The following is a 25,277-nucleotide window of genomic DNA, read 5'->3' on the forward strand; positions in this document are numbered from 1 at the left end:
GCGACAGCCACGTCGTACCTGGAAGATACCTTCCTTCACCGACCGCCGGGAAAGGCCGGCAACCCCCGGTCCACCCCTCGTCACCCCACGCAGCCCGCAACCTCCCGCGCCGCGCAGGTGCCCAGCGAGCACCAGCGCCGACGCCCCGGGGCGTCGAGGAACAGCCAGCCGCAGTCGGGCGACGGGCACGACGTCACCGTGAAGCGCTGCGGGTCGGCCAGCAGGTCGGCGGCGCTGCGGGCCACCGCCAGCACCGGCAGGCGCAGGCCCGTCGAGGCGGGCAGCCGCCAGCGGCCCAGGCCGTCCTCGTCCCGTACGAACTCGGCCGCCCGGGCGGCGGCCTCCGCGCTACGTGCCACGTGCGCGAAGGCGCGCCGGTCGGCGGGGTCGACGAGGCAGTCGTGCACCGCGGTACGCAGCTCGCGGGCCTCCGCCAGCGCGTCCAGGGCCGCGGCCGACCGCTGTTCGGCCTGGGTAAGGAGTTGGGTGACCAGCCAGTCCTCCAGCAGGCCGAGGTGCCCGGCCCACACCGCCAGCGCCCGGTAGCCGGTCAGCCACTCCGCGCCCGTGTCGCGGGCGCCGCCCCAGCCGGCCCAGGTGTTGCAGAACTCCAGCGCGGGCTGGCCGCTGGTGTGCAGCGGCAGCCGTACGTCCCGGACCCGTACCGCGTTCGCGGGCAGCGGCGGCTCGTCCAGCGACGGGTCGGCGCCCAGCACCTTCTCGTACACGTCCCGCAGCACCGGGCCGGGTCCGACGCCCAGCTCCGCGTCCAGCGCCAGGCGGGTGGTGCGGTACAGGTCGAGGGCCTCCGCCTGCCGGCCGGCCCGGTACAGCGCCATCATCAGCGCCGCCACCAGCCGCTCGCGTAGCGGGTACCGCTCGACCAGCGGCCGCAGCTCGGCGGCCAGCGGGCCGCCGTCGGCCCGTACCCGGTCGGGGGTGTGGGGGTGGCCGTCGAGGCCGATGTGCAGCCGGTCCTCGGCACGCTGCTCCAGCGCGCCGAGCCGCAGTTCGGCCAGCTCCCCGCCGAGCCGGGCGCGCAGTTCGCCGTCGGCGAGCCCGTCGAGGAGTTCGCCGCGCCACAGGGCCAGGGCCTCCTCGGTACGGCGCAGCCGCTCGGCGGCGTCACGCAGGGCGGCGGCTTCGCGGGCCCGCCCCGCGAACTCGGCGGCGTCGGTCCGCCACCCGCCCGGCTCGACGGCGTAGCCGTCGCCGCGGGTGGCGATGCGTACGCCGTACGGCCGGAGCACGGCCCGCAGCCGGCTGACGTAGGTGTGCAGGGTGCCACGGCCGCGGTCGCCCTCCCACAGGAGATCCGCCAGCCGGTCCGCGGCCACCACCCGCCCCGCGGCGAGCAGCAGCACCGCCAGCAGCAGCCGCTCCTGGCGCCGCCGGCCGAGCGGAACGGGGGCGCCGTCGCGTACCGCCTCGAAGGGGCCGAGCAGGCGGAACTCCAACACCCCCAGCAGCCTACGCCGGTTGTGGTCAGCGGATGGTGAGACGGCGGGACCAGGCTCGCGCCCAGGCACACCGCGAGAACCGAAGGAGCCCACAGCCATGCGCCGTTACGCAGCAACAGCCACCGCCGCAGCGCTCTGTCTGACCGCCGCCGCCCTCGCCGCCCCCGCGGCGTCGGCCTCGGGCGGCGACGGGGGTGACGCGGGCTGGCGCCCGGTGACGTACCCCCCGGTGAACTACCCGGCCGGCGAACGCTGCGACTTCGCCTTCCGCACGGAACCCGTCCTCGACGAGGTCATGGTCAAGACCGTCGCCACGTACCCCGACGGCTCCCCGAAGACGGAGCTGTACAAGGGCGCACTCGTCGTCCGCATCACCAACCTGGAGACCGGCGCGTCCTACGACGCCGACGCGGGCGGCCGGTCGCTGGCGGAGTACGCACCGGACGGCGGCCATGTCTACTACGCCACCGGGCCGTTCCTCCTCGGCTTCGAGGAGGGGCAGGGGAATCTGCCGCGCGGCGAGTACGTGGTGGACGGCGTGTACACGGTGGAGTTCACCGCGGCCGGCGAGCGGACGGTGGAGTGGGTGGGCGAGGAGAAGCTGACCGACGTCTGCGACAAGATCGACTGATGGTGAATGGGAATGGATCACGGTGTGGTCGATTGCCGCGACGGCCACGGACAGCCGCGAACCTGCTACCGCAGTCCGGCTCTGGGGTCGTCGACGTTCAGAGTGATCCTGACTCCGGAAGTCGAGCGGAACGTTGCATGTGGTCCCGATGTCCGGATCTCCGTAAAGGGGTTGGAGTCGGTGAAGAAGATCGCCCACACCGCTGTGCGGTCGCTTCTCAGGCGGGCGACGAAGCCTTCGGATCCGTAGGAGCCGTCGCCGGCCCAGAGCAGGTCCCCGTCTTCCCTCTCTACCGAGGCCATTCCGTCGACCTCTGAGGTCCATTCGGGATGCGATGCGACGTAGTCGGCGAGGTCGAAGCTGTCCAGCACCCGCAGCCCGCTCGGGCTGCCGGGGTCGATGGCCACGTCGTATGACTCTCCATCCCGGAAGTGCAGGGCGTTGCGGATCGGCAGTCTGAATTCGCTCCACAGATCCTCGATGGCGCTCACCTTCCGCACCCTCCCGGTGGTAGATGCCGGGGCCGTTCACTCAACCCAACGCGTTCCGGTTCCGTCCTGAATTCATTCGCCGCTGGAATTGCTGGCCCCCATGTTCTTCCGGTTGTCGGGGTTGTCGGTGATGCCGGGTGGTGGGAGGGCTCGTCGGGGTTGGTCGCGGACTGCGCGGGTGGTCTTGGCGATGGTGCCGGCCCGGAGAGCACGCGTGGCGGCGGTCGTGGTGGTGCCCGGCTACAGACCGCGATATACGTCGCGGCGGTCGCCTACGGCGACGACCCAGATGAGGAGTTCGCCGTCGTCGATCGTGTAAACGACCCGGTAACTGCCGACGCGCAGCCGGGACATGCCCTCGTGGCCGGTCAGGGGCTTGATGTCGAAGGCCGACGTGTCGCCCTTGTCCACGGCGCGCTGAAACTCACCGAGCCGGATGAGGATCTTGCGTGCTTCGGGGAGCGGCACGGCTCGCATCTGGCGCTGCGCGGCGGGGGTGAACCTTGTGAGGTAGACGCCGTCGTTCATGCCTGGTTGGCCTCGCCCAGGATCTCAGCGGCGAGGTCTTCCAGGGTGACGGCGGGCTCTCGGCCTTCGGCCAGGGAGTCTGCGGCCAGCCGGGAGAGCCAGGCGTCCTCGACACGCTCTTCGAGCTTCTTGAGGCGCTGGTACTCGTCCAGGTCGAGTATCACGGCCTCGGCCTTGCCACGCCGGGTGATGATGGTGGGGGTGGCTTCGCGGCGGGCACGGTCAATGCTGTCGGCGAGGTGGGCCCGCACGTCGGCCATGGCTTCGACAATCGGCTCACGCATGCAACCAATGTACTACATGTACATCTGGTACGCCACTGCTTTCCGTCACCGTTCCGTCCGGCTGAGGTTCTGGGCCAGTAGCAGCAGCTCGCGCAGGCGGTCGCTGCGGGAGCCCGCGGCCGTGAGGGCGGTCAGCTCCGCGAGGGCCTTGTCGTGGTGGCCCGTTTCGAGGTCGAGTTCGAGGCGCCGCTCCAGGAGGGTCTGCCGCCACCGCGAGAGCCGCTCGCGGTGCCGCGCGGCGTACGGGCCGGGCACGTCGGCGAGCGGTTCGCCGCGGAACTCCGCGAGCGCAGCCATATACAGCTCCCGGCCGCGCTCGGCGTCGCCCTCGGCGACGGCGGCCTCGGCGGCGGATGCCAGCCTCTCTGCGAGGGCGAGGTCGGTGTCCCGGACCCGGAGTGCGTATCCTCCGGCCTCGAGGACGAGCGTGTCGGCACCGAGGAGCTTGCGCAGCCGGTAGGCATACATCTTCACGACGGACCGTCCCGTCGCCGGTTGCTCGTCGCCCCAGGCGCCGTCGAGCAACTCCTGGACGGTGGCGGAGCGGTCGCTGCTCAGCAGCAGGACGGCGAGTATGGCCCGCTGCCGGGGCCAGCTGATCTCCAACGGCTCCTCCCCGCGCCAGGCGCGGACCGGCCCGAGCACCGTGAAGCGGAGGGAGTGCGCATCCTCCGGGGCGGCTACGCCGGCCGGTTCGGCGCCCGCCTGCCGGTTCCCGGAGCGTGCCGCCACCGACTCCACCATGGCGCGCGCGTCGGCGAGCCGCCGCTCCGGCCCGAGCAGCGCGGCGGCCTCGTACTCCGCGCCGGCGAAGGCCCGTAGCGTGGCGAGCGCCTGGGGATGGCTCGCGCCGAGGGTGGCAGAGGTCTTCTGTGCAGCCAGGGCGAGAACGTCGACCGCCCGCTCCATCCGGTCCCGGTCGCGTGCGGACGCCGCCGCGCCGAACTCGGCCGAGGCGAGCGCCACCAGCGCGGACCAGGACTTCGGGTGGTCCTCGCCGTGGAGTTCAACGATCCGCCGCGCGAGGAATTCGAGCTCGGCGAGCACGTGGTCCGCTTCCCGGTCCCGCTGGTCTCTGCGGAGCGCTTCGGCGAGGACCGATACCGCCGCCAGCTCCGCGTTCAGGAGGTCTTCCTCGGGCCCCTCCGCCAACCGGAGGTGCCTCCGAGCGATGCTCGCATGCATGGCGGCCCTCATGGCTTTGCCCTCCCGCAGCCTGAGGGCCGCGAGGCTCAGAAATGCCAGGGCACTCCCCGGGGAAGTGGACCTCTGCAAGGCAGAATTTTCGTTGAGAGCCAAGACAACCGCGGGCCTCGTCGCGTCTTCCCGGTGCGGACCCTGGAGTTCCATGGCCATCCTCAGCGCCAGCTCACCGGACAGGTCCTGTCGGCCGACCGAGCCGCAGAGGCGGGTCAGGTACGCGAAGTCCCTGTCCACGCTGTCGCCACGCAGCAGGTCCGGGTCCGTCGCCAGCCGGCGCATCGCGACCTGGAGCTCGGACTCCTCGGCGTCGCCCGCCGCCACGCTTTCGGCCAGCGAGATCGCGGACTGCCAGGCGTCGTTCACTCGTCCTCGCCCCCTCCGAAGTCTCGGCTGATCGCGCGCTGGGCGACCATGAACCTGAGTTCGGCGATCTGCACAGGGTTCATATACCCCTGGTCCGACCACTGCTGCAGGCGGTCGAACCACTCCTCGGCCTTCTTGTCCGGCCCCTTCTCCTCCCGGGCACGGTCACCGCCCGCCCGCGGGCGCAACACGTCGATGAGATGCGAGACCTGGAGGTGGTCGAAGCGGGCGATCGCCTCGGCGATGGTGGCCGCGTACAGCACGTTTCCCGCCCGCTTCTCATCGGCACGGTCCGGTGCCTGCTCCAGGAGGATGCCCACGACCGCCGGGGCGTGACCCTCCGCAGGATGGTTCCCCTCCACCGGGCCCCCGGAGTACCCGGAGTAGTCACCCAGGATCTGGTCCACGGACAGCTGCAACGCCTCGATCGACGCCCCGCCCTCGCACGTGAAGCCGTCTGCCCGATGGTGCACCGTCCCGCTCAGCCTGGCTTCGTCGGGAGACGGGCGGTACGGGCCGCGCCAGTGCCAGCCGGGCAGGGCGTGGCTGGCGTTGGGGATGCGCGGGGAGAGCTGGTGGTGGGCGGCGACCTCGATGAGGGCCAGGTCGGCGTCCTTGTCCTGTCTGCACAGGTCGCCGTCGAGGCGCTCGCCGTCTTCGAGGACGATCTCCAACCCGCCGTCGTCCGGCACGAGTTCCCGTAAGCAGTGCAACGCGGTCAGAACGTAGCGCCGGGTGAGCAGAAACCCCCCGCCCAGCCGCCGCTGCGCCTGGTACAGATCCACCCAGTACCCGGCGCCCGTCACGGTGTCTCCGTGACCCGTTCGATGGTCAGGGTCACCTGGAAGGAGGCTTCGGCCGACGCCTTGGAGACCACCACGCCGGCCTCCGCCGCCAGCGTCAGTCCGAAGCTGACCTCCATGGTCGACACCCGCCACCCGTCCCGGGCGGGCACCTCGGCGAGCGACCGCTGCGCGATCGCGGACGCCTCGACGATCGCCGCCTCGATCTCGGCGCCGCGGTCCGCCAGCGGTGCGGTGGTCCGGTCCCTCCTGCCGATCTGACGACCGCCGCCCCCGGCGTCGAGGTCCATCGTCTCCACTCTGACCAGGGAGGTAGAGGCCGCCACCGTTTCCCCTATCTGCACGCGCCGTTGAGAGCCGAACCCAAGCATGGCACCCCCACCCCCCGACGCGCCCCCTGCACGTGGCAGCAGCTGCCGTCCGTATCGTTCGGGCGACTCCACCGCCGCTACGAACACAAAGCAGACCACTTCCTCGCCTTGACCCGCATCGCCTGCGCCCTCATCTGCTACCGCATTGTGGTATCCACCTGCCCCGCAGGGGCGGGGGGCAAGCCTTGCTCTGCTGCCCAGGCGCGCAGTGCGGTTTCGGCTTGCTCGCGGGACTGAGGTCCGTGGTCGATGTGGAGTTGCTGGAGGTGGCGTATGGCCGCCCCTATCGTCCGACCTTGAGGTACGCCGAGCAGGGTGATGATTTCCTTGCCGTTGAGAGGCACCGGGATACCGGGCAGCCGCTCATAGATGGCTCGCTCGGCTGCGGCACGCTCCTCGAACTCTCGCTTGGCCTGCTCTCTCGCGTGCCAGTCGTCGTAGTCGGCCGCGTCGAGGGCTTTGAGAGCGGCCCAGCGCCAGTCCTCCTCGTCCCGTCCTTGGCCGAGGCCCACTTCCACGAACAGATCGCGGTAGTCCGTCGCGCCTTGGCCGGCCAACGCCACACCGAGCCGGGCGAGCGCCGCATTGATCGGCCATTCCTCCCGCGGGCCGCTGAATTCCGAGGTATGCACCGGCCCCCATTCCCGGACACCAGCCCGCCACACGGCGGCGGTCTGATCCCCGTCCCCGCCCCAGAAGTCCGCCTTCACATGGGCCACTGGTCCACTCTGTGAGAGGTCACCAAGTATTCGCGGCAGGTCACCGCGGAGCGCGGTGGAAAGTGGCAGCAGCCCCATGCGTTGCCTGAGCGGGGCGACCACCGCCCAGGGCACTCCTTCGGCCCAGCTTCGCAAGCGGTCGAAGTCACCTACGACAGCATCGAGTCGGTACGACATCAGCGCACAGTAGCCGCGTTCCCGCGACGTCGACCACTGGCCTCTATCGCTGCCATGCCGCGGGGGCCAACCTGGACCGAGTGGAGCGCGCTGAGCGTCCGGGCCCGGCCCTCAGCGCAATCGGAGGACCATGACGTCGTACCGCGGTGAGTCCGGGAACGGCTGCGACTGTCCGACCTTCTGGTATCCCCAGCGTTCGTAGAGCGAACGCACCTTCGGGTGGGCGGTCTCCACGAACAGCGAGGCGCGGTCTTCCGGGCGTTGGTGCATCAGCTCGTCGTGGATGCCGCGGGCAACCTGAGTTCCGCGCCAGGGGGCACGCACCATGATCTCGCAGAGGCCGAAGACAGCGCGGCGGCCGTAGTCGTGGACGTCGGGGCTGACCGGATCGATCACCGCGTCCCACTCCTCGGGGCTGTCCGGGCGGCCGTACGCGTAGCCGACGACGTCGCCGTCGACCTCGCCGATGACGCACGACCAGCCGGGCGTGGACGTGTGGCCGTCAAGGCGGCGTTCGAATCTGTCGACGGAGAAGAAGGGGTCCGCGGCGGCCTCGGCGGCGTAGACCTCCGCGTACACCTCGATCAGCGTGGCGCGGATCTTCCGCAGTTGGCCGCGGTCGTAGGTGCTGAGGGTCAGCACCTCGCCCGTCATGCCGTCACCTGCCGGTAGCGCTCCGTGAACTCGGCGGTCATGGAGGAGGACCATCCCTGGCCGAGGGATCGGCCGAACTGGTGCAGGTGGGCGGTCCAGCGAGGGCTGCGCACCTGGGGAAGCAGGTCGAGGGCCCGGTGCCCGGCAGCCAGCGCCTCCTCGGGTTCGCCGGCGGCCAGGGCATTGCGCGCCAGGATCACGTGCGTGGCGAACGCGTTGCGCCGGAACTCGCCGGCTCCAGAGAGCGTCTGGGCCTCGCGGCCGGCCTGGAGCGCGTCGGTGAAGTCGCCGAGGTTGTAGTGGCAGAGGGCGGCCTGACCGGTCAGCTCCGCCGGTCCGCAGAAGGCCAGCCACGGCGGAGGTTCCGGCGAGGCGCGGTCGAGTTCCTGCTCTGCGCGGTGGAGCGACTGCCCGCAACGTCCGCGCTGGCCGACGATGGAGTGCCCCAGGGCGACCCGGGTGTGGAGCAGCGCGGACAGCCGGGGCTCGCGGCGGCCTCTGGTGGCGTCCAGCGCCGCGCGGGCGATGGCCACGGCCTCGGCGCCGTGGCCGAGGTCGACGGCCTGCCGGGACATGCCGGCCCAGACCCGGGCCTCCAGGTCGGAGGACTTGGCCAGGCGCGCGTGCTGCAGGGCGCCGCGCCAGTGGCGGCGGGCCTGATCGTGCTGCTGGGAGTCATAGGCGAGCCAGCCGGCTTCTTCGCACATCTCCCCGAGCGCCTGATGCAGCGCCGTCTGCACACGGCTGCCGTACCTGCAGTGCCGCATGGCGTGCTCGATGTGCTCGACGTAGCGGCCCGCTACGCCGGCCAGCTCTGCGCTGCCGTGGCGGCCGTCGAGTTGCACCAGGCGGGCCTCGGCATCGCGGATGCGCGCGATGTCGCTCATGTCGATGCGGCCGGCCTCGGGCAGAACAGGGAGCGCCATGAGGGCCCCGGCGCTGAGGACGAATCTGCGGCGACGCACTGGCAGCTCCTCGATAACGGGTGCTGGTGGTCGCAGAGTACGCCCGCGTGGTGCCGAGTGGGGAGGCGGCCGGAAGCCGAGTTCCGTTGCGTGTCGGCCGAGGACCGCTTCCAGCGGCAGCCGGGTGGGTTCGCGGGGCCACGCGACCTCGCCGGTCAGCAGGCGGCGCACCTGGCGATCACTGCATCTGCCCGGTGAGCCGTATAACTTCTCGTGTGCCTCGTTAATGGCTTCTGCCAGGTCATCTTGGGTGTAGCCACTCTTTTCGATGGCCTGCTGAAGAGCCTGGTTCGGGTGCAATGGCATCAGCATCAACTCCTGCGACCCGCGCCACAGTAGCGGTCCGATTACTGAATGTGGAGAGAATCGTCCGCCCGGGGTGAAGCATCCGGCCCGGAATCGCCCTTCTCGCCGACGACCCTGCCGCAGGACCGTATTCGCATGACCTGCTGCAAGCCCGGCTTGACGGCCAATCAGAACAGAATCGCTAACACTTCAGTCATGCAGTGGCAGTGGCGGCGGCATCCCCGCTGTGTGGGGCTGGCACGGGCCCAGTTGCGTAAGGCGTTGACCACCTGGGGGCTGACCGCGATCGAGGAGCCGGCTTCGCTGGTGGTCTCGGAGCTGATGACGAACGCCGTCGTGCACGCCCGGGTGCCGCCGGGGCGGGAGATCCTGACGCGCTTCGTCCGGCAGGACGGCGGAGTCCTCATTGAGGTACACGACGCCTCCGCCGTGTGGCCGGAGCGGCGGGTGCCCGATGAGTGCGGCGGCTATGGACTGCTCTTGGTCGAGAAGCTGGCGGCCCGGTGGGGAGTCGCCGAGCGCAACGGGATCGGCAAGAGAGTCTGGGCGGTGGTGGTCGACACCAGCAGTCGGGTAGCCGGAGCCCATTGCTGGGCCCCGGCCCCCTCAGAACCGGAAGGAGGCGGCAGGCCATGACGACGCCCGCCGGCCTGGAGACAGACGCCGCCCGCCTGCGCGAGGCGATGGCGAAGGCCCTCGCCGAGGACGGCGTCCTCACCGATCCCGGCTGGCAGGAGGCGGTCGAGCGGGTTCCCCGGCACGTCTTCGTGCCGGGCTTCTACCTGCCCGCCGACGAACGCGACGGGAACGGCCTGACGGTGTGGGAGCCGGTCACCGCCGCACTCGATTACCGCCGCTGGCTGGCCGCCGCGTACTCCGACGCCACGCTCATCACGCAGTTCGACGGCGCTGAACCCGACTGGAAGCAGCCGGACGTACGGCACGGAGGGGCGCCGACCTCGTCGTCCACGCTGCCGTCGCTCGTGGTACGCATGTGGGCCGACGCGGACGTGCAGGAGGGCCACACGCTGCTGGAGATCGGCACCGGCACCGGCTACTCGACCGCGCTCGCCTGCGAACGGCTCGGCTCCGCCGACGTCACCTCGATCGAGATCGACACCCACCGACTCGCCCAGGCGGCGAACGCGCTGTACGGGAGCGGGTACACGCCGACCCTGGCGGTGGCGGACGGCCTGTACGGGTACTGGCCCGAGGCCGTGTTCGACCGGATCGTGGCCGCCTGCTCCTTCCGTGCCGTGCCCGTGGCTCTCCTCCCGCAGGTCCGGCCGGGCGGGAAGATCCTGCTCACGCTGTCGGGCTGGCTCTACGGGTACGCCAGGGTCCTGCTGACGGTCGCCGATGACGGCACCGCCGAGGGCCGACTGCTGCCCGGAACCGTCTCCTTCATGGCGGCCCGGACGCACGCGGCGCCGGCGTTCGGCAACCCCGCCCACTGGGTCGCGGGCCTTCCGGAGCAGGCCCGCTCGCCGCGGCATACCCCCGAGCGGATCACCGCGGCGACCGAGGAAGCGTTTCACCTGCGGTTCCTCGCCCAAAGCGCCATCCCGGACGCGCAGATGACCACGGTCGGCGAGGTCGTCCACCTGATCGACGTCGTCTCCGGCTCCGCCGCCACCCTCGCCCCGACCGGTAGCGGGTGGCAGGTGCGCGAGGGTGGACCTGTGCGGCTGTGGGAGCGCATTGAGGCCGTCCTGGACGCCTACGACGCGGCCGGTGCCCCGGGGCCGGAGACGTTCACCCTGCACGTACACGGCGGGGGGCAGCACCTGCGGCACCCGCGGATGCCCGGCCTTCCGCTGCCCGGGCCCGGGGCGGGACCGGGGGTTCCCGTTCACCTCACCTCTTGAGTTCGACCGCCCGCGAAGTGGCACGCCGCCGGGTGGCCGGCCCCGTCCCGTACGCGCAGCTCCGGTGGCTCCGTCGTGCAGACCTCCGCCGCCAGGGGGCAGCGGGTGCGGAAGCGGCAGCCTGAGGGTGGGGTTGCGGCGGAGGGGACTTCGCCGGTGAGGGGGACGTCCGTGGCGGTGTGCGGGCGGTCGTGGACGGAGGGGGCGGCGGAGAGCAGGGCACGGGTGTAGGGGTGCTGGGGGGAGTCGAAGACCTGGGCGGCGGTGCCGCGTTCCACGATCGTGCCCAGGTACATCACCGCCACCTCGTCCGCGATGTGGCGCACCACGTCGAGGTCGTGGGAGATGAAGAGGTACGCCACCCCCAGCTCGCGCTGCAGGTCCGCGAGCAGGTTGAGGATCTGGGCGCGTACGGACACGTCCAGGGCCGAGACCGCCTCGTCGCACACGATGAGCTTCGGCCGCAGCGCCAGCGCCCGCGCGATGCTCACCCGCTGGCACTGCCCGCCGGAGAGTTCGTGCAGGCGGCGGGTCGCGTACGACTCGTCCAGGCCCACCTGGTTCAGGAGGCGGGCCACCTCTGCCGGGTGATCCGACGGCGCTACCACGCCTTTGTGGATGTGCCAGCCCTCCGCGACTATGTCCGCCACCCGCATCCTCGGGTTCAGCGACGTGTACGGGTCCTGGAACACCATCTGCAGGTCATACGACACCCGCCGCCGCTGCCGGCGGCCCGCCTTCGACAGGTCCAGGCCCGCGAAGGACACCGAGCCGGCGAACGGTTCCAGCAGACCCACCACCGAGCGGGCCAGCGTCGACTTCCCGCAGCCGGACTCGCCCACGACGCAGACCGTCTGCCCGGCCCGTACCGTCAGGTCCACGCCCGCGACCGCGTCGACGCGGCGGCGGCCCAGGCCCGAGCGGGCGGCGGCCCGGTAGCCGGCGTGCAGGCCCCGGATGTCCAGCAGGGGCGCGTCCGTCTTCTGCGGGCTCGTCTGCGTCGTGCTCATTTCGCGGCCTCCCCACCGGTCGCTTGGGCTTGGACCTTCTCGCTGTGGTGGCAAGCCGCCTTGTGGCCCGGACCGACAGCGACCAGCGCGGGATCTTCCGTCCCGCACACCTTCGTCGCATACGGGCAGCGCGGGGCGAAGGCGCATCCGGGCGGCAGGGTCCCCGGCGCCGGCGGCTGGCCCTCGATCGGGACCAGCCGCCCCGGGCGGGCCGGGTCCGGGACCGCGTCGAGCAGGCCGCGGGTGTACGGGTGCGCCGGGGCGGTGTACACGTCGTCCAGGGCGCCGGTCTCGACGATCCGGCCCGCGTACATCACCGCCACGTCCTGCGCGACGCGGGCCACCACGCCCAGGTCGTGCGAGACGAGCAGCATCGCCATCCCCGCGTCCGTCTGCCGCCCGGCGAGCAGCCGCAGGATCTGGGCCTGCACGGTGACGTCGAGCGCGGTGGTGGGCTCGTCGGCCAGCAGGACCGCGGGGTCCAGGGTGAGCGCCATCGCGATGACCGCGCGCTGCCGCATCCCGCCGGAGCACTCGTGCGGGTACGCGCCGTACTTGTGCTCCGCGTCGGGGATGCCGACCGTCCGCATCAGCTCGATCGCCTGCTCCCGGGCGGCGCGGCGGCCGGCGCCGCGGCGGCGGCGCAGCGTCTCGGCGATCTGCCAGCCCACGGTGAACGACGGGTTGAGCGCGGCCATCGGGTCCTGGAAGACCATGGCCACCTGCGCGCCCCGCAGCTTCCGCCACTGCGCGTCCGTGAACCCGGCCGTGTCCCGGCCCTCGATCTCGACCGTCCCCGCGCTCACCCGCGCCCCCGGCGGCAGCAGGCCCATCAGGGCCAGCGACGTCAGCGACTTGCCGCTGCCCGACTCCCCGACCAGGGCGGTGACCCGCCCGGGTACGAGGTCGAGGTCGACTCCGCGGACGACCTGTCGTGAGCCGTCGCGGCCGAAGCCTATGTGCACGTCCCGCAGCCGCGCGGCGACCGTCGTGGGCATCGTGCTCTCCTTTCCGCTCACAGCTGCGACCGCGGGTCCGACACGTCCCGGAAGCCGTCCCCGATCACGCCCACCGCCGTGACGACCAGCGCCAGCGCCGCCGCCGGCATCGTCGAGATCCACCACGCCGACCCCAGGTAGTCCCGCCCCACCGAGACCGTGGCGCCCCACGACGACGTGTCGACCGGCACGCCGAGCCCGAGGAAGCTCAGCGACGCCTCCGCCACCATCACCAGGCCCACCTGCACCGTCGCCGCGACCAGCAGCGGCTGCCAGAGCGACGGCAGCACATGGCGGACCATGATGCGTACGTGTCCCGCCCCCAGCACCCGCGCCGAGTCGACGAAGCCGAGCCGGCGCGTCGCCATCGCCGACGCGCGGGCGACCCGGGCGAAGATGACCCACCGCGTGATCGCCAGCGTGATGACGATGTTGGTGACGGACGGGCCGAGCACCCCGGCCAGCAGGATCGCCAGGAGGATGGACGGGAACGCGAGCTGGATGTCGCCGATGCGCGAGGCGATCGTGTCCGGCCAGCCGCCGAAGTACCCCGACACCAGCCCGACGACGAGGCCGACCGCGCCGCCCACCAGGACCGTCGCGCACGCGACCAGCAGCGAGATCCGCGCCCCGGCCAGCAGGTTGGCGAGCAGGTCGCGCCCCATCTGGTCGGTGCCCAGCCAGGCGATGTCGCCGCCGTCGGTGCGCTCCCCCGGTGCCAGCAGCCGGTTCGGGAGGTCGGTGGCCACCGGGTCGTACGGGCGCAGCAGCGGCCCGACGAGGGCGGCGAGGACGAACAGCGCCAGTATCCCGGCGCCGATCCACACGCGCAGCGGGACCCGCCGGGCGGCGTCGCCGATGCCCTTGTCCGTACGAGGTCCGGCGGCGGCCGGCGCCGCCGCGGTCGTGCTGCTCATGCGTCCTCCGGGGTGAGGCGGGGGTCGATGATGAAGTAGACGACGTCCACGAGCAGGTTCAGGACGATGTAGGCCAGCGTGATCGTGAGGATCGCGGCTTCGACGACCGCGTAGTCGCGGTTGGTGATCGCGTCGACCATCAGCGAGCCGATCCCGGGCCACGAGAAGACGACCTCGATGATGACCGCGTTCGCGATGAAGTTGCCCATGAGCAGGCCGAGTACGGTCACGACCGGAATGGCGATGTTGCGGCCGACGTGCACGTACTGGATCGTCCCCTCGCCCACGCCCTTCGCGCGGGCCGTACGGGCGTAGTCCTTGCCGCCCTCCTCCAGCGCGCTGCCGCGCACCAGCCGCGCCAGCCAGCCGATGAACGGCAGGGAGAGCGTGAACGCGGGCAGCAGCACGGCGGCGGGTGAGCCGTCGACGGTCGCGGGCAGCCAGTCCAGTTGGCGGGCGAAGATGAGGATGAGGACGATGCCGAGCCAGAACGACGGGACGGCCTGGCCGGCCAGCGAGCCGGTGGAGACCACCAGGTCGAGCAGCTTCCCGGGGCGGCGGGCGCACAGCATCCCCAGCGGGATCCCGAGGGCGACGGTCAGCACGAGCGCCGCGAGCGACAGGGTCAGGGTGGCGGGGAAGCGGTCGAGGGTGTTGCCGAGGGCGGAGCCGCCGAGCCGCCAGGAGTCGCCGAGGTCGCCGCGTACGACGCCGGCCAGGTGGTCGACGTACTGCCGCCACAGCGGGTCGTCGAGGCCGAAGTCGGCGCGTACGCTCTCCAGTTGGCCGGCGGAGGCGTCCGGTCCCACGATCAGCTTGGCGGGGTCTCCCGGTACGACGCGCACGATGACGAACACCAGCGTCAGCGCCCCGAAGGCGACCACCACGGCCTGCGCCAGGCGTTTGGCGAGGAACGCGCCCATCATTGCTCACCTCTTCTTCGGAGTGGTCCGGCGGAGGCGCGTACGACGAGTTCGGGGGCGAGCAGCGTACGGATCGGGTCGGTGTCCTCCTCGGACTGCACCCGCTCCAGCAGCCGGTCGACCCCGGCCCGGCCGACGTCGGGCGCGGGCAGCCGGACCGTGGTCAGGGCCGGGTCGAGGTACGCGGAGAAGGGGTGGTCGCCGTGCCCGACGACGCCGATGTCCGTGCCGACCCGCAGCCCGCGCTCGGTGAACGCCCGGTACAGGCCCAGCGCGTGGTAGTCGTTGCCCGCCAGCATCACGGCGCCGGGCCCCGCCCGGCGGGCGAGGTCCGCGCCGATGGCGTACGCCGCCCCGGGGTCGAACGGCCCCGAGACCGGACCCGCCAAGGGGCCCGCCACCGGACCCCCCGCCGGCGCGGCCCCCGGATCCACGCGCACCACCGCGCCGTCGGGGGCGGCGACCCCGCGCGCGGCGAGCGTCTCGCGGAAGCCGCGGATACGCTCCGAGACCGGCGAGATGGCCAGGTCCTCCTCGACCAGGTACAGCTCGGTCGCCCCGCCGTCCAGCGCGTGCTCGGTCGCCGCGCGGGCACCGGCGTAGTAGTCGACGCCCACGACGTCGGCGTCCAGCTCCGGCAGGTGCCGGTTGAGCAGCACGACGGGCGTACCGGACTTGCGCAGCCGGTGCCAGTGCTCCGCGCCGTGCTGCACGGGTATGGCCAGCACCCCGTCGACGCCCCAGCGCATCAGCTCCTCGGCGGCGCGGCGCTCGTTCTCGGCGGAGTCCTCGGTGACCATCAGCATCAGCGAGTAGCCGCGTTCGCGCCCGCGCTCCTCGATCGCGGAGATGAGGCGGGCGTAGAAGGGGTTGGACGGGTTGGTGATGACGAGCCCGAGGGTCATGGCGTTCCGCAGCACGAGGGAGCGGGCCATGGTGTTGGGCACGTAACCGCGGCGCTCCGCCTCCTCCTTGACGCGTTCGCGGGTCTCGGGGCTCACCGCGTCCTTGTCGGCGAGCGCCCGGGAGACGGTGTTGACCGACAGGTCGAGCGACTGGGCGATGTCGCGGAGCGTGGGTCGGCGGCGTGCGGTCATGGGTTCCTCCGGCGCGGTGTCATCGGCGCCCCACCACGGCGAGGTCGGGCTGGTTGTTCGGGGCTGGCGTGAAGCCGGTCAGCTCCTTCGCGCGCCCGTATCCGGTGACGAGGGTGACGGGGAAGAGGCCGACGGCGTCCGCCCATATGGTCCCGCACGCCTCGCCGTAGAGCGCGTCGCGCCCCGGCCCCTCGGGTGCCGCCGCGGCCTCGGCGAGGACGGCGTCGAGGTCCTTGTTGGCGTAGCCGAGCCGGGCTGCCTCCGAGGTGTAGAGGCGGCCGATGGTGAAGGCGGCGTCGCCGGTGGTCACGGTGTTCGTCTGGAGGTTCATGTCCCAGTCGAGGCTGTTCACCCGCTCCAGCCACATCGCCTTCTCGATGCTCTGCGGCTCCACGGTGACGCCGATGCCGTCCCACGCCGAGATCAGCGCCTGGGCCAGCTCCCGGGCCAGCGGCCCGGTGGCGTCGAACCACATCATCGACGTGCTGAACCCGCGCCCGAGCCCGGCGCGCGCCAGCAGGCGCCGCGCTTCGTCCGGGTCGTACGGCCAGGGCTCCTGCGGGGCGAATCCGGCCACCGTCTCGGGGATCGGCGCGCGCATCTGCTTGCCGCCGCGGCCGAAGAGGGTCTCGACGATCTGCGGCACGTTCACGGCGTGGCACAGGGCGCGGCGCACGTCGGGGTCGGTGAACGGCTCCCGCGAGCAGTTGAACCAGTTGAAGTAGTACGTCCAGGAGGGCACGGTCTCGACGGTGACGCCGGAGACGCCGGTGACCTCGGGCAGCTGGTCCGGCGGGACGGGCCAGAGGAGGTCGACGTCGCCGTTGCGGAGGGCGGTGATCGCCGTGGAGGTCTCCGCGATGTACGGCATCGAGACGGCCGGCGGCTCCGCCCGGCCGCCCCAGTAGTCGTCGAAGCGCGCCAGTTCCACGGTGGTGGACGGGGTGAAGTCGGTGACCCGGAACGGGCCGGAGCCGACCGGACTGCGCTTCTGCTCCGGGTCGGCGACGAGGCGCGCCGGGACGATGAACAGGAGGGTGAGGTTGACCGGGAGCGAGCCGAGGGGGCCGTCGGTGGTGAAGACCACCGTGTGGTCGTCGGGCGCCTCGGCGCCGGTGACGGTCGCCCACAGCGGAGTCTGCGCCGAGATGACCTGCCGCGTGTGCTTCAGGCAGGCGACCACGTCGCGGGCGGTGACCGGGCTGCCGTCGTGGAAGACGACGCCGCGGCGGAGCGTGAAGACCCACCGGGTGTCGCCCTCGCGCCGCCAGTCAGCGGCCAGCCCCGGCACCAGTTCCTCGCCCTCGCGCCGTACGAGGGTGTCGAAGACGAGCCGCTTGACGATCAGCGACGCCTCGTCGACGGCGGTCGCGGCGTTGTACGGGTCCAGGTCGGTGACCGGCTGTCCGAACGCCGCGCGCAGCGCGCCGCGGGGCGCGGCGCTGCCGATGCCGCAGCCGGACAGCAGCGCCGCGCCGGCGCCGAGGCCGGCCAGGGCGAGGAAGTCCCGCCGCCGCGGCCGGCCGCCGCTCGTTCTTCGCGCCCCGGTCATCTCGCCACCTCCGGTCAGGACTTGAGTGCCAGGTAGATCAGTACTTTGACGGACGCGGGCGCGGACGCGGGGTCTGCTGCCGGAGAGTCGACGACGGTGCCGCGCAGCCGCAGCCAGCCGCCGAACTCCGCCGCGGACCAGCTGTGCAGCGGTCCCTCGCCGGGGTCGACGGTCTGCTCCGTACCGGCGTCGAGATCGCACCAGTGCAGGCCGTCCGGCGATATCTGGGTGCGTACGAGCATCCGCGGGGCACGCCCCGAGTGACCGAGGACGCGTACGAACCAGCGGGCCTCGCGGGCCCAGGCGGCCTCGTACGGCTCGGTGCTGAACTCGCCCGCCAGCGTGGCGTTGCGCTCGATGACGGCGGTGAAGGACTGTCGCATGGTCATCGGGCGCTCACCAGCCCACCGAGATCAGCACGGAGTCGAGATAGAGGAAGTTGCGCACGTCGGTGTGGGTGCGGACGGAGACGTAGAAGTTGAGGAGGTTCTGCAGCGACCCGTACTCCTCGTCGTAGGGCGGGACGGGCACGTCGGACATGTCGTGGACGACGTCGTTGACCTGGAGTTCGACGTTGCTGCGGGTGCTCGTGTCGATGACCCAGCGCAGGTAGTGCCAGTTGACCTTGGTGGGGACCTCGTTGAAGCAGAGGTCCTGCGGCTCGCCGAACTGCCGCCAGTCGGCGGGGTCGGGGGCGGTGAAGTCCGCCGTACGGGCCAGCTTGACCTTGCCCTCGAAGTGCTCGCGGGGCGTCGGCTCGGGGACCGTGGGGTACATCCAGCGGTGCCGTACGCGGTGGTCCAGATCGGTGTTCTGGTACCGCACGACGTTGTGGTAGCGCACGCCGTCGCAGATGTCGGTCGCGACGGTGAGCGCCCCGAACTGCTGCTCCGACGGGTGGTTGTTGGCGTCCCACCGCCCGCCGCCGGCGGCGGTCGCGGCGCCGTTGTCCGCCGAAGCGGCCTCCGCCTTGTACGCGAAGTACGTCTCGAACTGCACCTGTCCGCGGCCGGACATCGTCAGCCGCCGGATGGCCACCCCGGTGTGGCCGGCGAGCGGCCGGGTGGCGACCTTCAGGGCGTACGTGCCGGACATGGCCCCGTGCGTGCCCACGTCGAAGAAGTTGCACGAGCTGAGCTGCGGCGGCCGGAAGTCCGACATGTGCGCGTCGACGGTGTCGAGGTCACCGTGCTGGTCGTGGTTGCCTATCAGCTCGATCCACCCGTGCGTCCCGGTGTTGAAGTCGTCGTGGACGAGGATGCGGCGCAGCGGGTTGAACTTCGCCAGCTTCGGGTCGAGCAGGCGCGGATCGGGGTGCGGTGCGGTCGTCACCGGTGTCCTTTCGGGAGGCGGACGGTGGCGTAGGAGAGGTTGTGGTCGGAGCGGAGGAGGTCGGCCGGGGCTCCGGCCGTCTCGGTCGTCTGCGGGATCTGCACCCACTCGCGGACCCACGTCCCGTTCCGTACGAAGAGGTTGTCGATCTTCTCGCCGTGGGGGAGCGGGATCTTGCCGCCGTTGTACGACTTGTACTCCTCGCCGCTGCGGCGGTCGGCGACCGCGAAGGCGTCGGCGAAGCCGACGTCGGCGAAGGCGTCGATGGCGCTGGCGCCCTCGGCCGAGCCGCTGGAGTTCATGTCGCCGGCGAAGACGAGGGGCAGGTCGCGGGTGTGCTTGTTGCGGAGGGTCAGTTCCTCGGCGGTGCGCCGGGCGTCGGCGTAGCGGACCTCGTCCCAGTTCTTGGTCCAGCCGTTGGGGTCGGTGGCGCCGTTCTTGCGGTACTCCAGGTGCATGTTGACGACGACGAAGCGGGCGCCGGACCAGCGTTCGCGCAGGACGTTCCAGGTCATCGTCTTGCCGTAGATCTCGGTCGAGTCCGGCAGCCACACCAGGTCGTGCGGCAGCTCGCGCCCGCGCCGGTCGAGGTGGGAGTAGCGCCAGGCGTCGTAGTACGTGAACCGCCCGGCCCCGGACTTGAGCGGGTAGCCCTGCGTCGGGTGCCGGGTCCCGGCGTAGTCCGCGGGCGCCTCGGCGTACCCGCGCGCTTCGAGGGCGGCGGTCAGCGGTGCCCGGAAGGACTCGACGTCGACGGCGGGTTGCGTGGGCGTCGCGTTGTTGCCGATCTCCTGCGTGGCGACGACCCCGAGCCCGGCCTCGTCGATGTCCTCGGCGACCGCCGCGGCCCGCCCCTCGGCCCACGGCCGGAGCTTGGTGGCGCAGTCGCGCCCGATGACCCGCTCGCACTCCTCCTTGGTCGGCAGGCACCCGTGCCCGCACACGTTGTACGTCCCGACCCGCACCTCCACCCCCCGCCCGGCCGCCGCCTGTTGCCCTCCGCGGCCCTGCTCGGCGGCGACGGCGGCGGTGCCCGCGGCGGTGCCGGCGAGCAGCGTCAGCGCGAGGGCGACGCCGGGCACCAGCACGGGGGATATTGCACGCAATCTTGGACGCATCCCGGCTCCCGCCTCGACATGAACGTTAACGTGATCGTTGCGATACGCAACATACGCGTGCCGTGGAGGGATGTAAACGGTCCTGACAGGGTCAGTCGGTCGGCGTGGGCGACCGCACGAGTTCGGCGAGGAGTTCGGAGGAGAAGTTGCTGCCGGTCACGATCGTCGCCAGGGTCCGGTCCCCGGTCCGGCTCTCGAACCGGTGGTGGAGCGCCGCGGCGACACCGAGGGCGCCGGAGGGCTCCAGGATCAGGCCGACGGTGTCCCGGACGACCCGGAGCGCCGCCCGAATCTGCTCGTCGTGGACGAGCACGACGTCGTCCACCAGATCCCGCATCCGGTCCACGGCGGAGGGCACCGGCACGCGCACGGCCACCCCGTCGGCGATGGTCCGCGCCTCGGGGGTGGCGACCGGCGCACCCCGGCGCCAGCTCTCCGCCATCGAGGGCGCGCCCGCCGCGCAGACCCCGACGACGCGGGTGTGCGGGGCGCGGGCCCGGGTCCAGCAGCCCACGCCGCCGATGAGGGCGCCGTTGCCGAGCGGGACGAGGAGCGTGCCGGGCAGGTGCGGCGCCAGTTCGACCGCGATGGTGCCGGCGCCCTCGGAGATGCGGGGCTCGTGGCCGTCCTCGACGAAGAGGCGGTCGGGGCCGCCGGCCGCGTACGCCCGCGCGGCGTCCTTCGCGGCGTCGAAGTCGTCGCCGGCCAGGACGACTTCGGCGCCGAGTTCGCGCATCCGGGCCAGCTTCACCGGGTTGGCGCCCCGGGCGCAGTAGACGGTGACCGCGATGCCGCGCGCGCGGCCCGCGTAGGCGATGCCCTGGCCGAAGTTGCCGGCGGAGGCGCAGATCACCCGCTGGCCGCCGGTGACTTCGCGCATGAAGTAGTCCGCGCCGCGGCCCTTGAAGGAGCGGATCGGGTTGTACGTCTCCAGCTTGAGCCCCAGGTCCCGGCCCACCCGGCGGGCCAGGGCGGCGTCTTCGACGTACGGCGTGTTCCGGAAGACCGGGTCGATGAGCCGGGCCGCTTCCTCGATGTTCCGCACCTGCAAGGGCTTCACCATCTGCGTATCGTATACGATGCACAGATGGCCATCCGATCGACTCTCCAACTCGGCGACCCCGCCCTGCGCGTGCCCGCCGCGGCCGTCCCCGAGCCGGGATCGGCACAGACCGCGGAAACCGCCGCCGACCTCGCGGACACCCTCGCCGACTGGGTGGCGCGCACCGGGTACGGCCGCGGCATCGCCGCCCCGCAGATCGGCGTACCCAGCCGGGTGATCCACCTCCACCTGGACGGCCCGTGGACGCTGGTCAACCCCAAGATCGTGGGACGCTCCGAGACGACGTGGGAACCGTGGGACGCCTGCCTCAGCTTCTCCCTGCAGTTCTTCTGCAAGGTCAGCAGGGCGACGTGGGTCGACGTGGCCTACCAGTCCCCGGACGGCGAGCAGCACAGCCTCCGCGCGGACGGCGACCTCGGCGAGCTGCTCCAGCACGAGATCGACCACCTCGACGGCATCATGGCCGTCGACCGGATGACCTCGGCCGCCACCCTGTGCATGCGCTCGGAGTTCGAGCGCCGCCACCGCGACGAAAGCCCGTATCAACCATGACCCCGCACCCCGCCGGCACCCACGAGCCCATCGCCCGGGCCGAACCGCTCCGCGAAGCCGTCTACCTCCGCATCGTCGACCTCATCTCCTCGGGCGCGTACGCCCCCGGCGCCCCCCTCACCGAGGCCGGCCTCAGCCGCACCCTCCAGGTCTCCCGCACCCCCGTACGCGAAGCGCTCCTCCGCCTCCAGGCGGAAGGCGTCCTCCAGTCCGCCCTCGCCCGCGGCTTCACCGTCCGCCCCCTCATCCGCCGCGACGCCGCCGAGCTGTACCCCGTCCTGGCGGCCCTCGAAGGGCTCGCCACCCGCTCGATCACCTCGATCGACCGCGCCACGACGGACCGGCTGCACACCGTCCTCGCGGAACTCGCGCGGTGCACCGATCCGGTACGCCGCTGGCGGCTCGACACCGAGTGGCACACGACGATCGCCGCCGCCGCGGGCAACCGCCACCTGCTCGGGATGCTCACCCAGCTACGGACGAATCTGTCCCGCTACGAACTCACCTACATGCGCGAGGTCGAGCACCGCGCCGAGGTCGACCTCGCGCACGGGGAGGTCCTGGCGGCGCTCACCCGGGGCGAGTTCGCCCGGGCGGCGGACCTGCTGGAGCGCCACTGGCACGACGGCATGCAGACCGTCCTCGACTGGCTCGACGGCACCGGCCCGGATTAAATCCCCGGGCCGTCGACGGGGTCCGCTTCCGCCGCCCGCGTCACCCGCTCCACCGCCAGGCCCTTGAGGGGCGCCGTATGCAGTCGGCGGGCCAGCGCCTCGACGGGCGCGAAGATCCAACCCTGCGGGTAACAGTCGGCCTAGCGGACTGTCGGAGCTGGCAGTGTGACCGCCTCGCGCAGCTCGGCGGCGGCCTGGGCCATGAGCTGGGCGAGGGTGGTGTCCGGCTCGGCTAGCCAGCGGGGCATGGCGCGCCGGTGGATCGCCAGCACCACGTCGATGATGAAGCGTGCTTTGCCGGGCTCGACGCCGCGGCGCTCAAGCGCCGGCGCCAGCGCGTCGGCGATGTCGGCGAGCTTGATCAGATCGCGCTCGGCCAGTGCCGGGTTGGCGGCGATCACTCTTCCCCGGCGCAGCAGGAACTCGCGTGGGCGAAAGATCTCCTCGGCGGTTCCCAGCGCGGTTAGCAACGCCTCGATCGGGGTGAGGCCCGGGTCGGTCGCCTCGACCTGGGCGACGAGGTGGGCCTCAAGTTCGTTGCCGGCAAAGAGGACTTCCCGCTTGTCGGGGAAGTAGCGATAGAAGGAGCGCTCCTTCAGGCCGGCGGCGCCTGCGATCTGCGCGACCGAGGTGCGCTCGAACCCCTGCGTCTCGAACAGCTCCAGCGCTGCGCGCTCGAGCCGGCCCTGTGCGTCGGATTCCCATCTCGGCATACCCACCAGGGTACGACAACAGGAGCTGTTATCAGCTGGTACGGTCAATGACAACAGATGCTGTTATCAGCCAGGAGATCGCCATGAAGGCTCTGCAATTCGACCGGTTCGGTTCCCCGGACGTGATCGTGCTCCGCGACGTCCCACAGCCGGATCCGGGACTCGGCCAGATCCGGATCGCCGTGCGGGCGTGCGGCCTGACGCCGGCCGACTGGCACGTTGTCGATGGTCTCCTCGCCGACCATCTGCCGCCGCTGCCGCGCGGGCTCGGCCTCGAGGTCGCGGGCACCGTCGACGCGCTCGGCGAGGGCGTCGACGGTGTCCAGATCGGCGACCGCGTGTTCGGCCCGGCCACCTTCGACGGTCCGACGGCCGGTGCCGCCGAGTATGCGCTGATGCCGGCCTGGGCACGCATCCCCGACGGCGTCACCGCCGAGCAGGCCGCCGCGCTACCGATGGCGGCCGAGACGGCGTGGCGCGCACTCGACGACCTCGGCGTCCAGCCGGGTGAGCTGCTGCTCGTCCACGGCGCGGGCACCACCGTAGGTGAGGCGGCGGTGCGCTTCGCGCTGCACCGGGGTATTCGGGTGATCGCCACCGCCGGGCCGACTCGGGCCGCCGCCCTGGAAGAGATCGGCGCCCAGGTGACCGCCTACGGCGTGGGTATGACCGAACGCGTCAGCGCGCTGGCCAGAGGTCGCGTCGACCGCGCCCTGGACACGGCGCCGGCAGGGGGCCGGATCGACCGCGCCGACCAGCCCAGTCCAGCCGGCGGCTCACTACCGACCCTGATCGAGCTGACCGGGGATCCCAACCGTGTCCTCACCGTCTCGGACTTCGCCGCCGCGGCCGAGCTGGGCGTCCGGATCACCACCGAGATCCGTTACGACCAGATGGACGCGTTCGCCCGGCTCGCCGGCGAAGGCATCCTGGTCGTATCGGTCGCCCGCACCTACACACTCGACGAGATCCAGGAAGCGGCCGAACTCAGCCAATCCCGCCGACCCGGCGGCAAGCTCATCCTCGTCCTGTGATCGCCCTGCCAGCCTGGTAAAGCGAGACCACGTACCGCGTGTCGTCGACGAAGGACGCGGAGGCCGCCGCGCTGGCGGCGGCCGGGGAGATCCTCGAAGCCACCGACGTACCGCTGGACGACGACGAACTGCCGGAGGCACCGGAGCGCGCCGCGGGCGAAGTCGAACGGGCGGAACCGCTCTGCAAGGCGCTGCGTACCAAGGGAGCGCGGCTCCTGCCGGGCGTCAAGCCGTCCGAGGGGGCGTCGGCGGGTGGTGAGATGCGCAGGTGCTCCTGGCGCGAAGCGGTGTCGCCGAACAGGAGCCTCAACGTCCACGTCGAAGCGATGGCTCCCAGCGCGTTCAGCGGCCTCGACGGGACGAAGGGAGCGCGTCACTGGTTCGGGCAGGTGTCCGAGCGGAGCGGAGGCCGCGAGCTGACCGGCCTGGGCGACGAGGCCCTGATGGAGCCGCGGGCCCGGGGGCTGTATGTCCGCAAGGACAACCTCATGGTCGACGTGGCGTACGACCGCCTCGACATCCCGGAGTCCAGGCGGCTCGCCCACATGAAATCGGTGGCCCCCACCGTCCCGGCTGGTTATTGATCTGCACGCCCTAACTAGTCGGCGATCCCTTCGGGAACCGTCTTCTTGATGACTGTGGCCAGATCGATCAGAACAGCAGAGCTGTCCCGGTCTACAGGCACCTGGATCTCGACGTACCCTTCGCGGTTGGCAGTGGTGAAGCGGTGCGCGCCCTTGCCCTGCTTCTCCATCAGCCAGCCCACGCCGTTTACCTCGCCGGCTACCGCATCGGGGTCTTTGCCCTGGGAGACCTTGGGGTCGGTCATCTTCGGTGGCCGCGGGACGCCGCAGCGCAGGATGACCGTCGGGTCTCCCCAGCCCGCGGTCAGTGTGGAGGCAGGCGCGGGATCCCGGCGGTCCAGTCCGTCCACCGTCCTGGGCAGTGCCTTGTCCAGACTCCGGCACAGCTTCGTGACCGCTGCCTGCGGACTGGGGACTGTCACAGCAGCACTGCCATCGCTTGAGGAGCACCCGACAGCGATGAGCAGTACGCCGGCGACAGGTAAGCCGAAGAGCCGGTAGCACGACCTTTTCACAAGCCAAGTGTAGGTGGGGCTGCGTATGCATGATCTGCGGGTGACGCCCAGAAGCTGGGTTGATGGATCATGATGCGTGATAGGCCGCCATGAACTCCCCAATGCACAGGAGGAGGTCGTCTGGTACTCCAGTCGTAGACATGCCGCACTGTATCGCCAGGCTCGTCAAGCCTCTTGTGAGTCGCTTACTGCCCGCCCCGGGCCGCCATCGCGCCGCCCCCGACCGGCCGACCCTCATCCCTATCGCCCCGAACCCGGCGGAGTCCTTCGTGGTCCAGTTCGCCGCCCTCCGGGGCGAGCTGCGCACCGACATGGCCGACATCAAAGGGAGCCTGGCTGTGCTCGTTGAGCACTCCAACCGCCATGAAGAGG

At 71.6% G+C, this 25,277-nt stretch carries 29 protein-coding genes; 7 read left to right on the forward strand and 22 right to left on the reverse strand.

Annotated features, from left to right (window positions below; translation table 11 throughout):
* Window positions 1-80: 80 nt before the first annotated feature.
* Entirely contained in the window at window positions 81-1,457 is a 1,377-nt protein-coding gene (locus T328_RS19960; protein ID WP_496497510.1) for a BTAD domain-containing putative transcriptional regulator, read from the reverse strand.
* Between the two features lie 100 nt (window positions 1,458-1,557).
* On the opposite strand from T328_RS19960, the gene T328_RS19965 reads away from it, so the two are divergent.
* Window positions 1,558-2,091: a hypothetical protein gene (locus T328_RS19965; protein WP_496497448.1), complete on the forward strand. Its 534-nt coding sequence runs from the start codon at window positions 1,558-1,560 to the stop codon at window positions 2,089-2,091.
* A 65-nt stretch (window positions 2,092-2,156) separates the two neighbouring features.
* Here T328_RS19965 and T328_RS19970 read toward each other — a convergent pair whose 3' ends face one another.
* The 9 genes from T328_RS19970 to T328_RS20010 form a co-directional block, all read right to left on the reverse strand.
* The gene (locus T328_RS19970; RefSeq protein WP_496497449.1) at window positions 2,157-2,582 is read right to left on the reverse strand and encodes a hypothetical protein; all 426 of its coding nucleotides are present in this window, start codon (window positions 2,580-2,582) and stop codon (window positions 2,157-2,159) included.
* A gap of 240 nt (window positions 2,583-2,822) precedes the next feature.
* Window positions 2,823-3,110, reverse strand: coding sequence for a type II toxin-antitoxin system RelE family toxin (locus T328_RS19975; protein WP_496497450.1), 288 nt, complete (start codon window positions 3,108-3,110; stop codon window positions 2,823-2,825).
* A complete protein-coding gene (locus T328_RS19980; protein WP_496497451.1) occupies window positions 3,107-3,394 on the reverse strand; it encodes a type II toxin-antitoxin system Phd/YefM family antitoxin in 288 nt (95 codons plus the stop codon). The genes T328_RS19975 and T328_RS19980 overlap by 4 nt, the downstream gene beginning before the upstream one ends.
* A 45-nt stretch (window positions 3,395-3,439) precedes the next feature.
* The gene (locus T328_RS19985) at window positions 3,440-4,960 is read right to left on the reverse strand and encodes an ATP-binding protein (RefSeq protein ID WP_496497452.1); all 1,521 of its coding nucleotides are present in this window, start codon (window positions 4,958-4,960) and stop codon (window positions 3,440-3,442) included.
* Window positions 4,957-5,766 carry a trypsin-like serine protease gene (locus tag T328_RS19990; protein WP_496497453.1) on the reverse strand — a complete coding sequence of 270 codons (810 nt, stop codon included), beginning with the start codon at window positions 5,764-5,766 and terminating at the stop codon, window positions 4,957-4,959. The genes T328_RS19985 and T328_RS19990 overlap by 4 nt, the downstream gene beginning before the upstream one ends.
* The gene (locus T328_RS19995; RefSeq protein WP_496497454.1) at window positions 5,763-6,053 is read right to left on the reverse strand and encodes a CU044_2847 family protein; all 291 of its coding nucleotides are present in this window, start codon (window positions 6,051-6,053) and stop codon (window positions 5,763-5,765) included. Before T328_RS19995 ends, T328_RS19990 begins: the two co-directional genes overlap by 4 nt.
* Window positions 6,054-6,271: 218 nt before the next feature.
* Complete coding sequence (locus T328_RS20000; protein ID WP_496497455.1) at window positions 6,272-6,853, reverse strand: hypothetical protein; 582 nt, start codon at window positions 6,851-6,853, stop codon at window positions 6,272-6,274.
* A gap of 288 nt (window positions 6,854-7,141) precedes the next feature.
* Window positions 7,142-7,684 (reverse strand): GNAT family N-acetyltransferase, encoded by a 543-nt coding sequence (locus T328_RS20005; RefSeq protein ID WP_496497456.1) that lies wholly within the window; start codon window positions 7,682-7,684, stop codon window positions 7,142-7,144.
* Window positions 7,681-8,961 (reverse strand): NsdA family TPR-like regulatory protein, encoded by a 1,281-nt coding sequence (locus T328_RS20010; RefSeq protein WP_496497457.1) that lies wholly within the window; start codon window positions 8,959-8,961, stop codon window positions 7,681-7,683. Before T328_RS20010 ends, T328_RS20005 begins: the two co-directional genes overlap by 4 nt.
* Before the next feature lie 189 nt (window positions 8,962-9,150).
* Between T328_RS20010 and T328_RS20015 the strand changes: the two genes are divergently transcribed.
* Together T328_RS20015 and tgmC are read left to right on the forward strand one after the other, a co-directional pair.
* On the forward strand, window positions 9,151-9,591 hold the full coding sequence (locus T328_RS20015) for an ATP-binding protein (protein ID WP_496497458.1): 441 nt from the start codon (window positions 9,151-9,153) through the stop codon (window positions 9,589-9,591).
* Window positions 9,588-10,823: an ATP-grasp peptide maturase system methyltransferase gene (gene tgmC / locus T328_RS20020; RefSeq protein WP_496497459.1), complete on the forward strand. Its 1,236-nt coding sequence runs from the start codon at window positions 9,588-9,590 to the stop codon at window positions 10,821-10,823. The genes T328_RS20015 and tgmC overlap by 4 nt, the downstream gene beginning before the upstream one ends.
* On the opposite strand, the gene T328_RS20025 is transcribed toward tgmC, so the two are convergent.
* The 10 genes from T328_RS20025 to T328_RS20070 form a co-directional block, all read right to left on the reverse strand.
* Window positions 10,808-11,833: an ABC transporter ATP-binding protein gene (locus T328_RS20025; RefSeq protein ID WP_496497460.1), complete on the reverse strand. Its 1,026-nt coding sequence runs from the start codon at window positions 11,831-11,833 to the stop codon at window positions 10,808-10,810. The genes tgmC and T328_RS20025 overlap by 16 nt on opposite strands.
* Window positions 11,830-12,831 carry an ABC transporter ATP-binding protein gene (locus T328_RS20030; protein ID WP_496497461.1) on the reverse strand — a complete coding sequence of 334 codons (1,002 nt, stop codon included), beginning with the start codon at window positions 12,829-12,831 and terminating at the stop codon, window positions 11,830-11,832. Before T328_RS20030 ends, T328_RS20025 begins: the two co-directional genes overlap by 4 nt.
* A 17-nt stretch (window positions 12,832-12,848) precedes the next feature.
* Window positions 12,849-13,748 carry an ABC transporter permease gene (locus T328_RS20035; protein WP_496497462.1) on the reverse strand — a complete coding sequence of 300 codons (900 nt, stop codon included), beginning with the start codon at window positions 13,746-13,748 and terminating at the stop codon, window positions 12,849-12,851.
* Window positions 13,745-14,674, reverse strand: a complete 930-nt coding sequence (locus T328_RS20040) for an ABC transporter permease (RefSeq protein WP_496497463.1) — start codon at window positions 14,672-14,674, stop codon at window positions 13,745-13,747. The genes T328_RS20035 and T328_RS20040 overlap by 4 nt, the downstream gene beginning before the upstream one ends.
* The gene (locus T328_RS20045) at window positions 14,671-15,768 is read right to left on the reverse strand and encodes a LacI family DNA-binding transcriptional regulator (protein WP_496497464.1); all 1,098 of its coding nucleotides are present in this window, start codon (window positions 15,766-15,768) and stop codon (window positions 14,671-14,673) included. Before T328_RS20045 ends, T328_RS20040 begins: the two co-directional genes overlap by 4 nt.
* 19 nt (window positions 15,769-15,787) lie before the next feature.
* Window positions 15,788-17,320 carry an ABC transporter substrate-binding protein gene (locus T328_RS20050; RefSeq protein WP_496497465.1) on the reverse strand — a complete coding sequence of 511 codons (1,533 nt, stop codon included), beginning with the start codon at window positions 17,318-17,320 and terminating at the stop codon, window positions 15,788-15,790.
* Window positions 17,321-17,334: 14 nt separating this feature from the next.
* Window positions 17,335-17,709 (reverse strand): hypothetical protein, encoded by a 375-nt coding sequence (locus T328_RS20055; RefSeq protein WP_496497466.1) that lies wholly within the window; start codon window positions 17,707-17,709, stop codon window positions 17,335-17,337.
* A 7-nt stretch (window positions 17,710-17,716) separates the two neighbouring features.
* Entirely contained in the window at window positions 17,717-18,652 is a 936-nt protein-coding gene (locus tag T328_RS20060; RefSeq protein ID WP_496497467.1) for a DUF6772 family protein, read from the reverse strand.
* Entirely contained in the window at window positions 18,649-19,740 is a 1,092-nt protein-coding gene (locus T328_RS20065) for an exonuclease/endonuclease/phosphatase family protein (RefSeq protein ID WP_496497468.1), read from the reverse strand. The genes T328_RS20060 and T328_RS20065 overlap by 4 nt, the downstream gene beginning before the upstream one ends.
* A gap of 121 nt (window positions 19,741-19,861) precedes the next feature.
* Entirely contained in the window at window positions 19,862-20,833 is a 972-nt protein-coding gene (locus tag T328_RS20070) for a threonine ammonia-lyase (RefSeq protein WP_496497469.1), read from the reverse strand.
* Window positions 20,834-20,857: 24 nt separating this feature from the next.
* On the opposite strand from T328_RS20070, the gene T328_RS20075 reads away from it, so the two are divergent.
* Both T328_RS20075 and T328_RS20080 read left to right on the forward strand, forming a co-directional pair.
* On the forward strand, window positions 20,858-21,385 hold the full coding sequence (locus T328_RS20075) for a peptide deformylase (RefSeq protein WP_496497470.1): 528 nt from the start codon (window positions 20,858-20,860) through the stop codon (window positions 21,383-21,385).
* Window positions 21,382-22,059 (forward strand): GntR family transcriptional regulator, encoded by a 678-nt coding sequence (locus T328_RS20080; protein ID WP_496497471.1) that lies wholly within the window; start codon window positions 21,382-21,384, stop codon window positions 22,057-22,059. Before T328_RS20075 ends, T328_RS20080 begins: the two co-directional genes overlap by 4 nt.
* A 140-nt stretch (window positions 22,060-22,199) precedes the next feature.
* On the opposite strand, the gene T328_RS20085 is transcribed toward T328_RS20080, so the two are convergent.
* Entirely contained in the window at window positions 22,200-22,772 is a 573-nt protein-coding gene (locus T328_RS20085) for a TetR/AcrR family transcriptional regulator (protein WP_496497472.1), read from the reverse strand.
* Window positions 22,773-22,855: 83 nt separating this feature from the next.
* Here T328_RS20085 and T328_RS20090 point away from each other — a divergent pair, with 83 nt between their 5' ends.
* Together T328_RS20090 and T328_RS20095 are read left to right on the forward strand one after the other, a co-directional pair.
* Entirely contained in the window at window positions 22,856-23,806 is a 951-nt protein-coding gene (locus tag T328_RS20090; RefSeq protein ID WP_496497473.1) for an NADP-dependent oxidoreductase, read from the forward strand.
* Window positions 23,807-23,844: 38 nt separating this feature from the next.
* Window positions 23,845-24,390, forward strand: a complete 546-nt coding sequence (locus T328_RS20095) for a hypothetical protein (RefSeq protein ID WP_496497474.1) — start codon at window positions 23,845-23,847, stop codon at window positions 24,388-24,390.
* 14 nt (window positions 24,391-24,404) lie between these two features.
* Here T328_RS20095 and T328_RS20100 read toward each other — a convergent pair whose 3' ends face one another.
* Window positions 24,405-24,905, reverse strand: coding sequence for a DUF3515 domain-containing protein (locus T328_RS20100; protein ID WP_496497475.1), 501 nt, complete (start codon window positions 24,903-24,905; stop codon window positions 24,405-24,407).
* Window positions 24,906-25,277 lie beyond the last annotated feature (372 nt).

It is taken from the genome of Streptomyces sp. CNX435, from assembly GCF_059570575.1.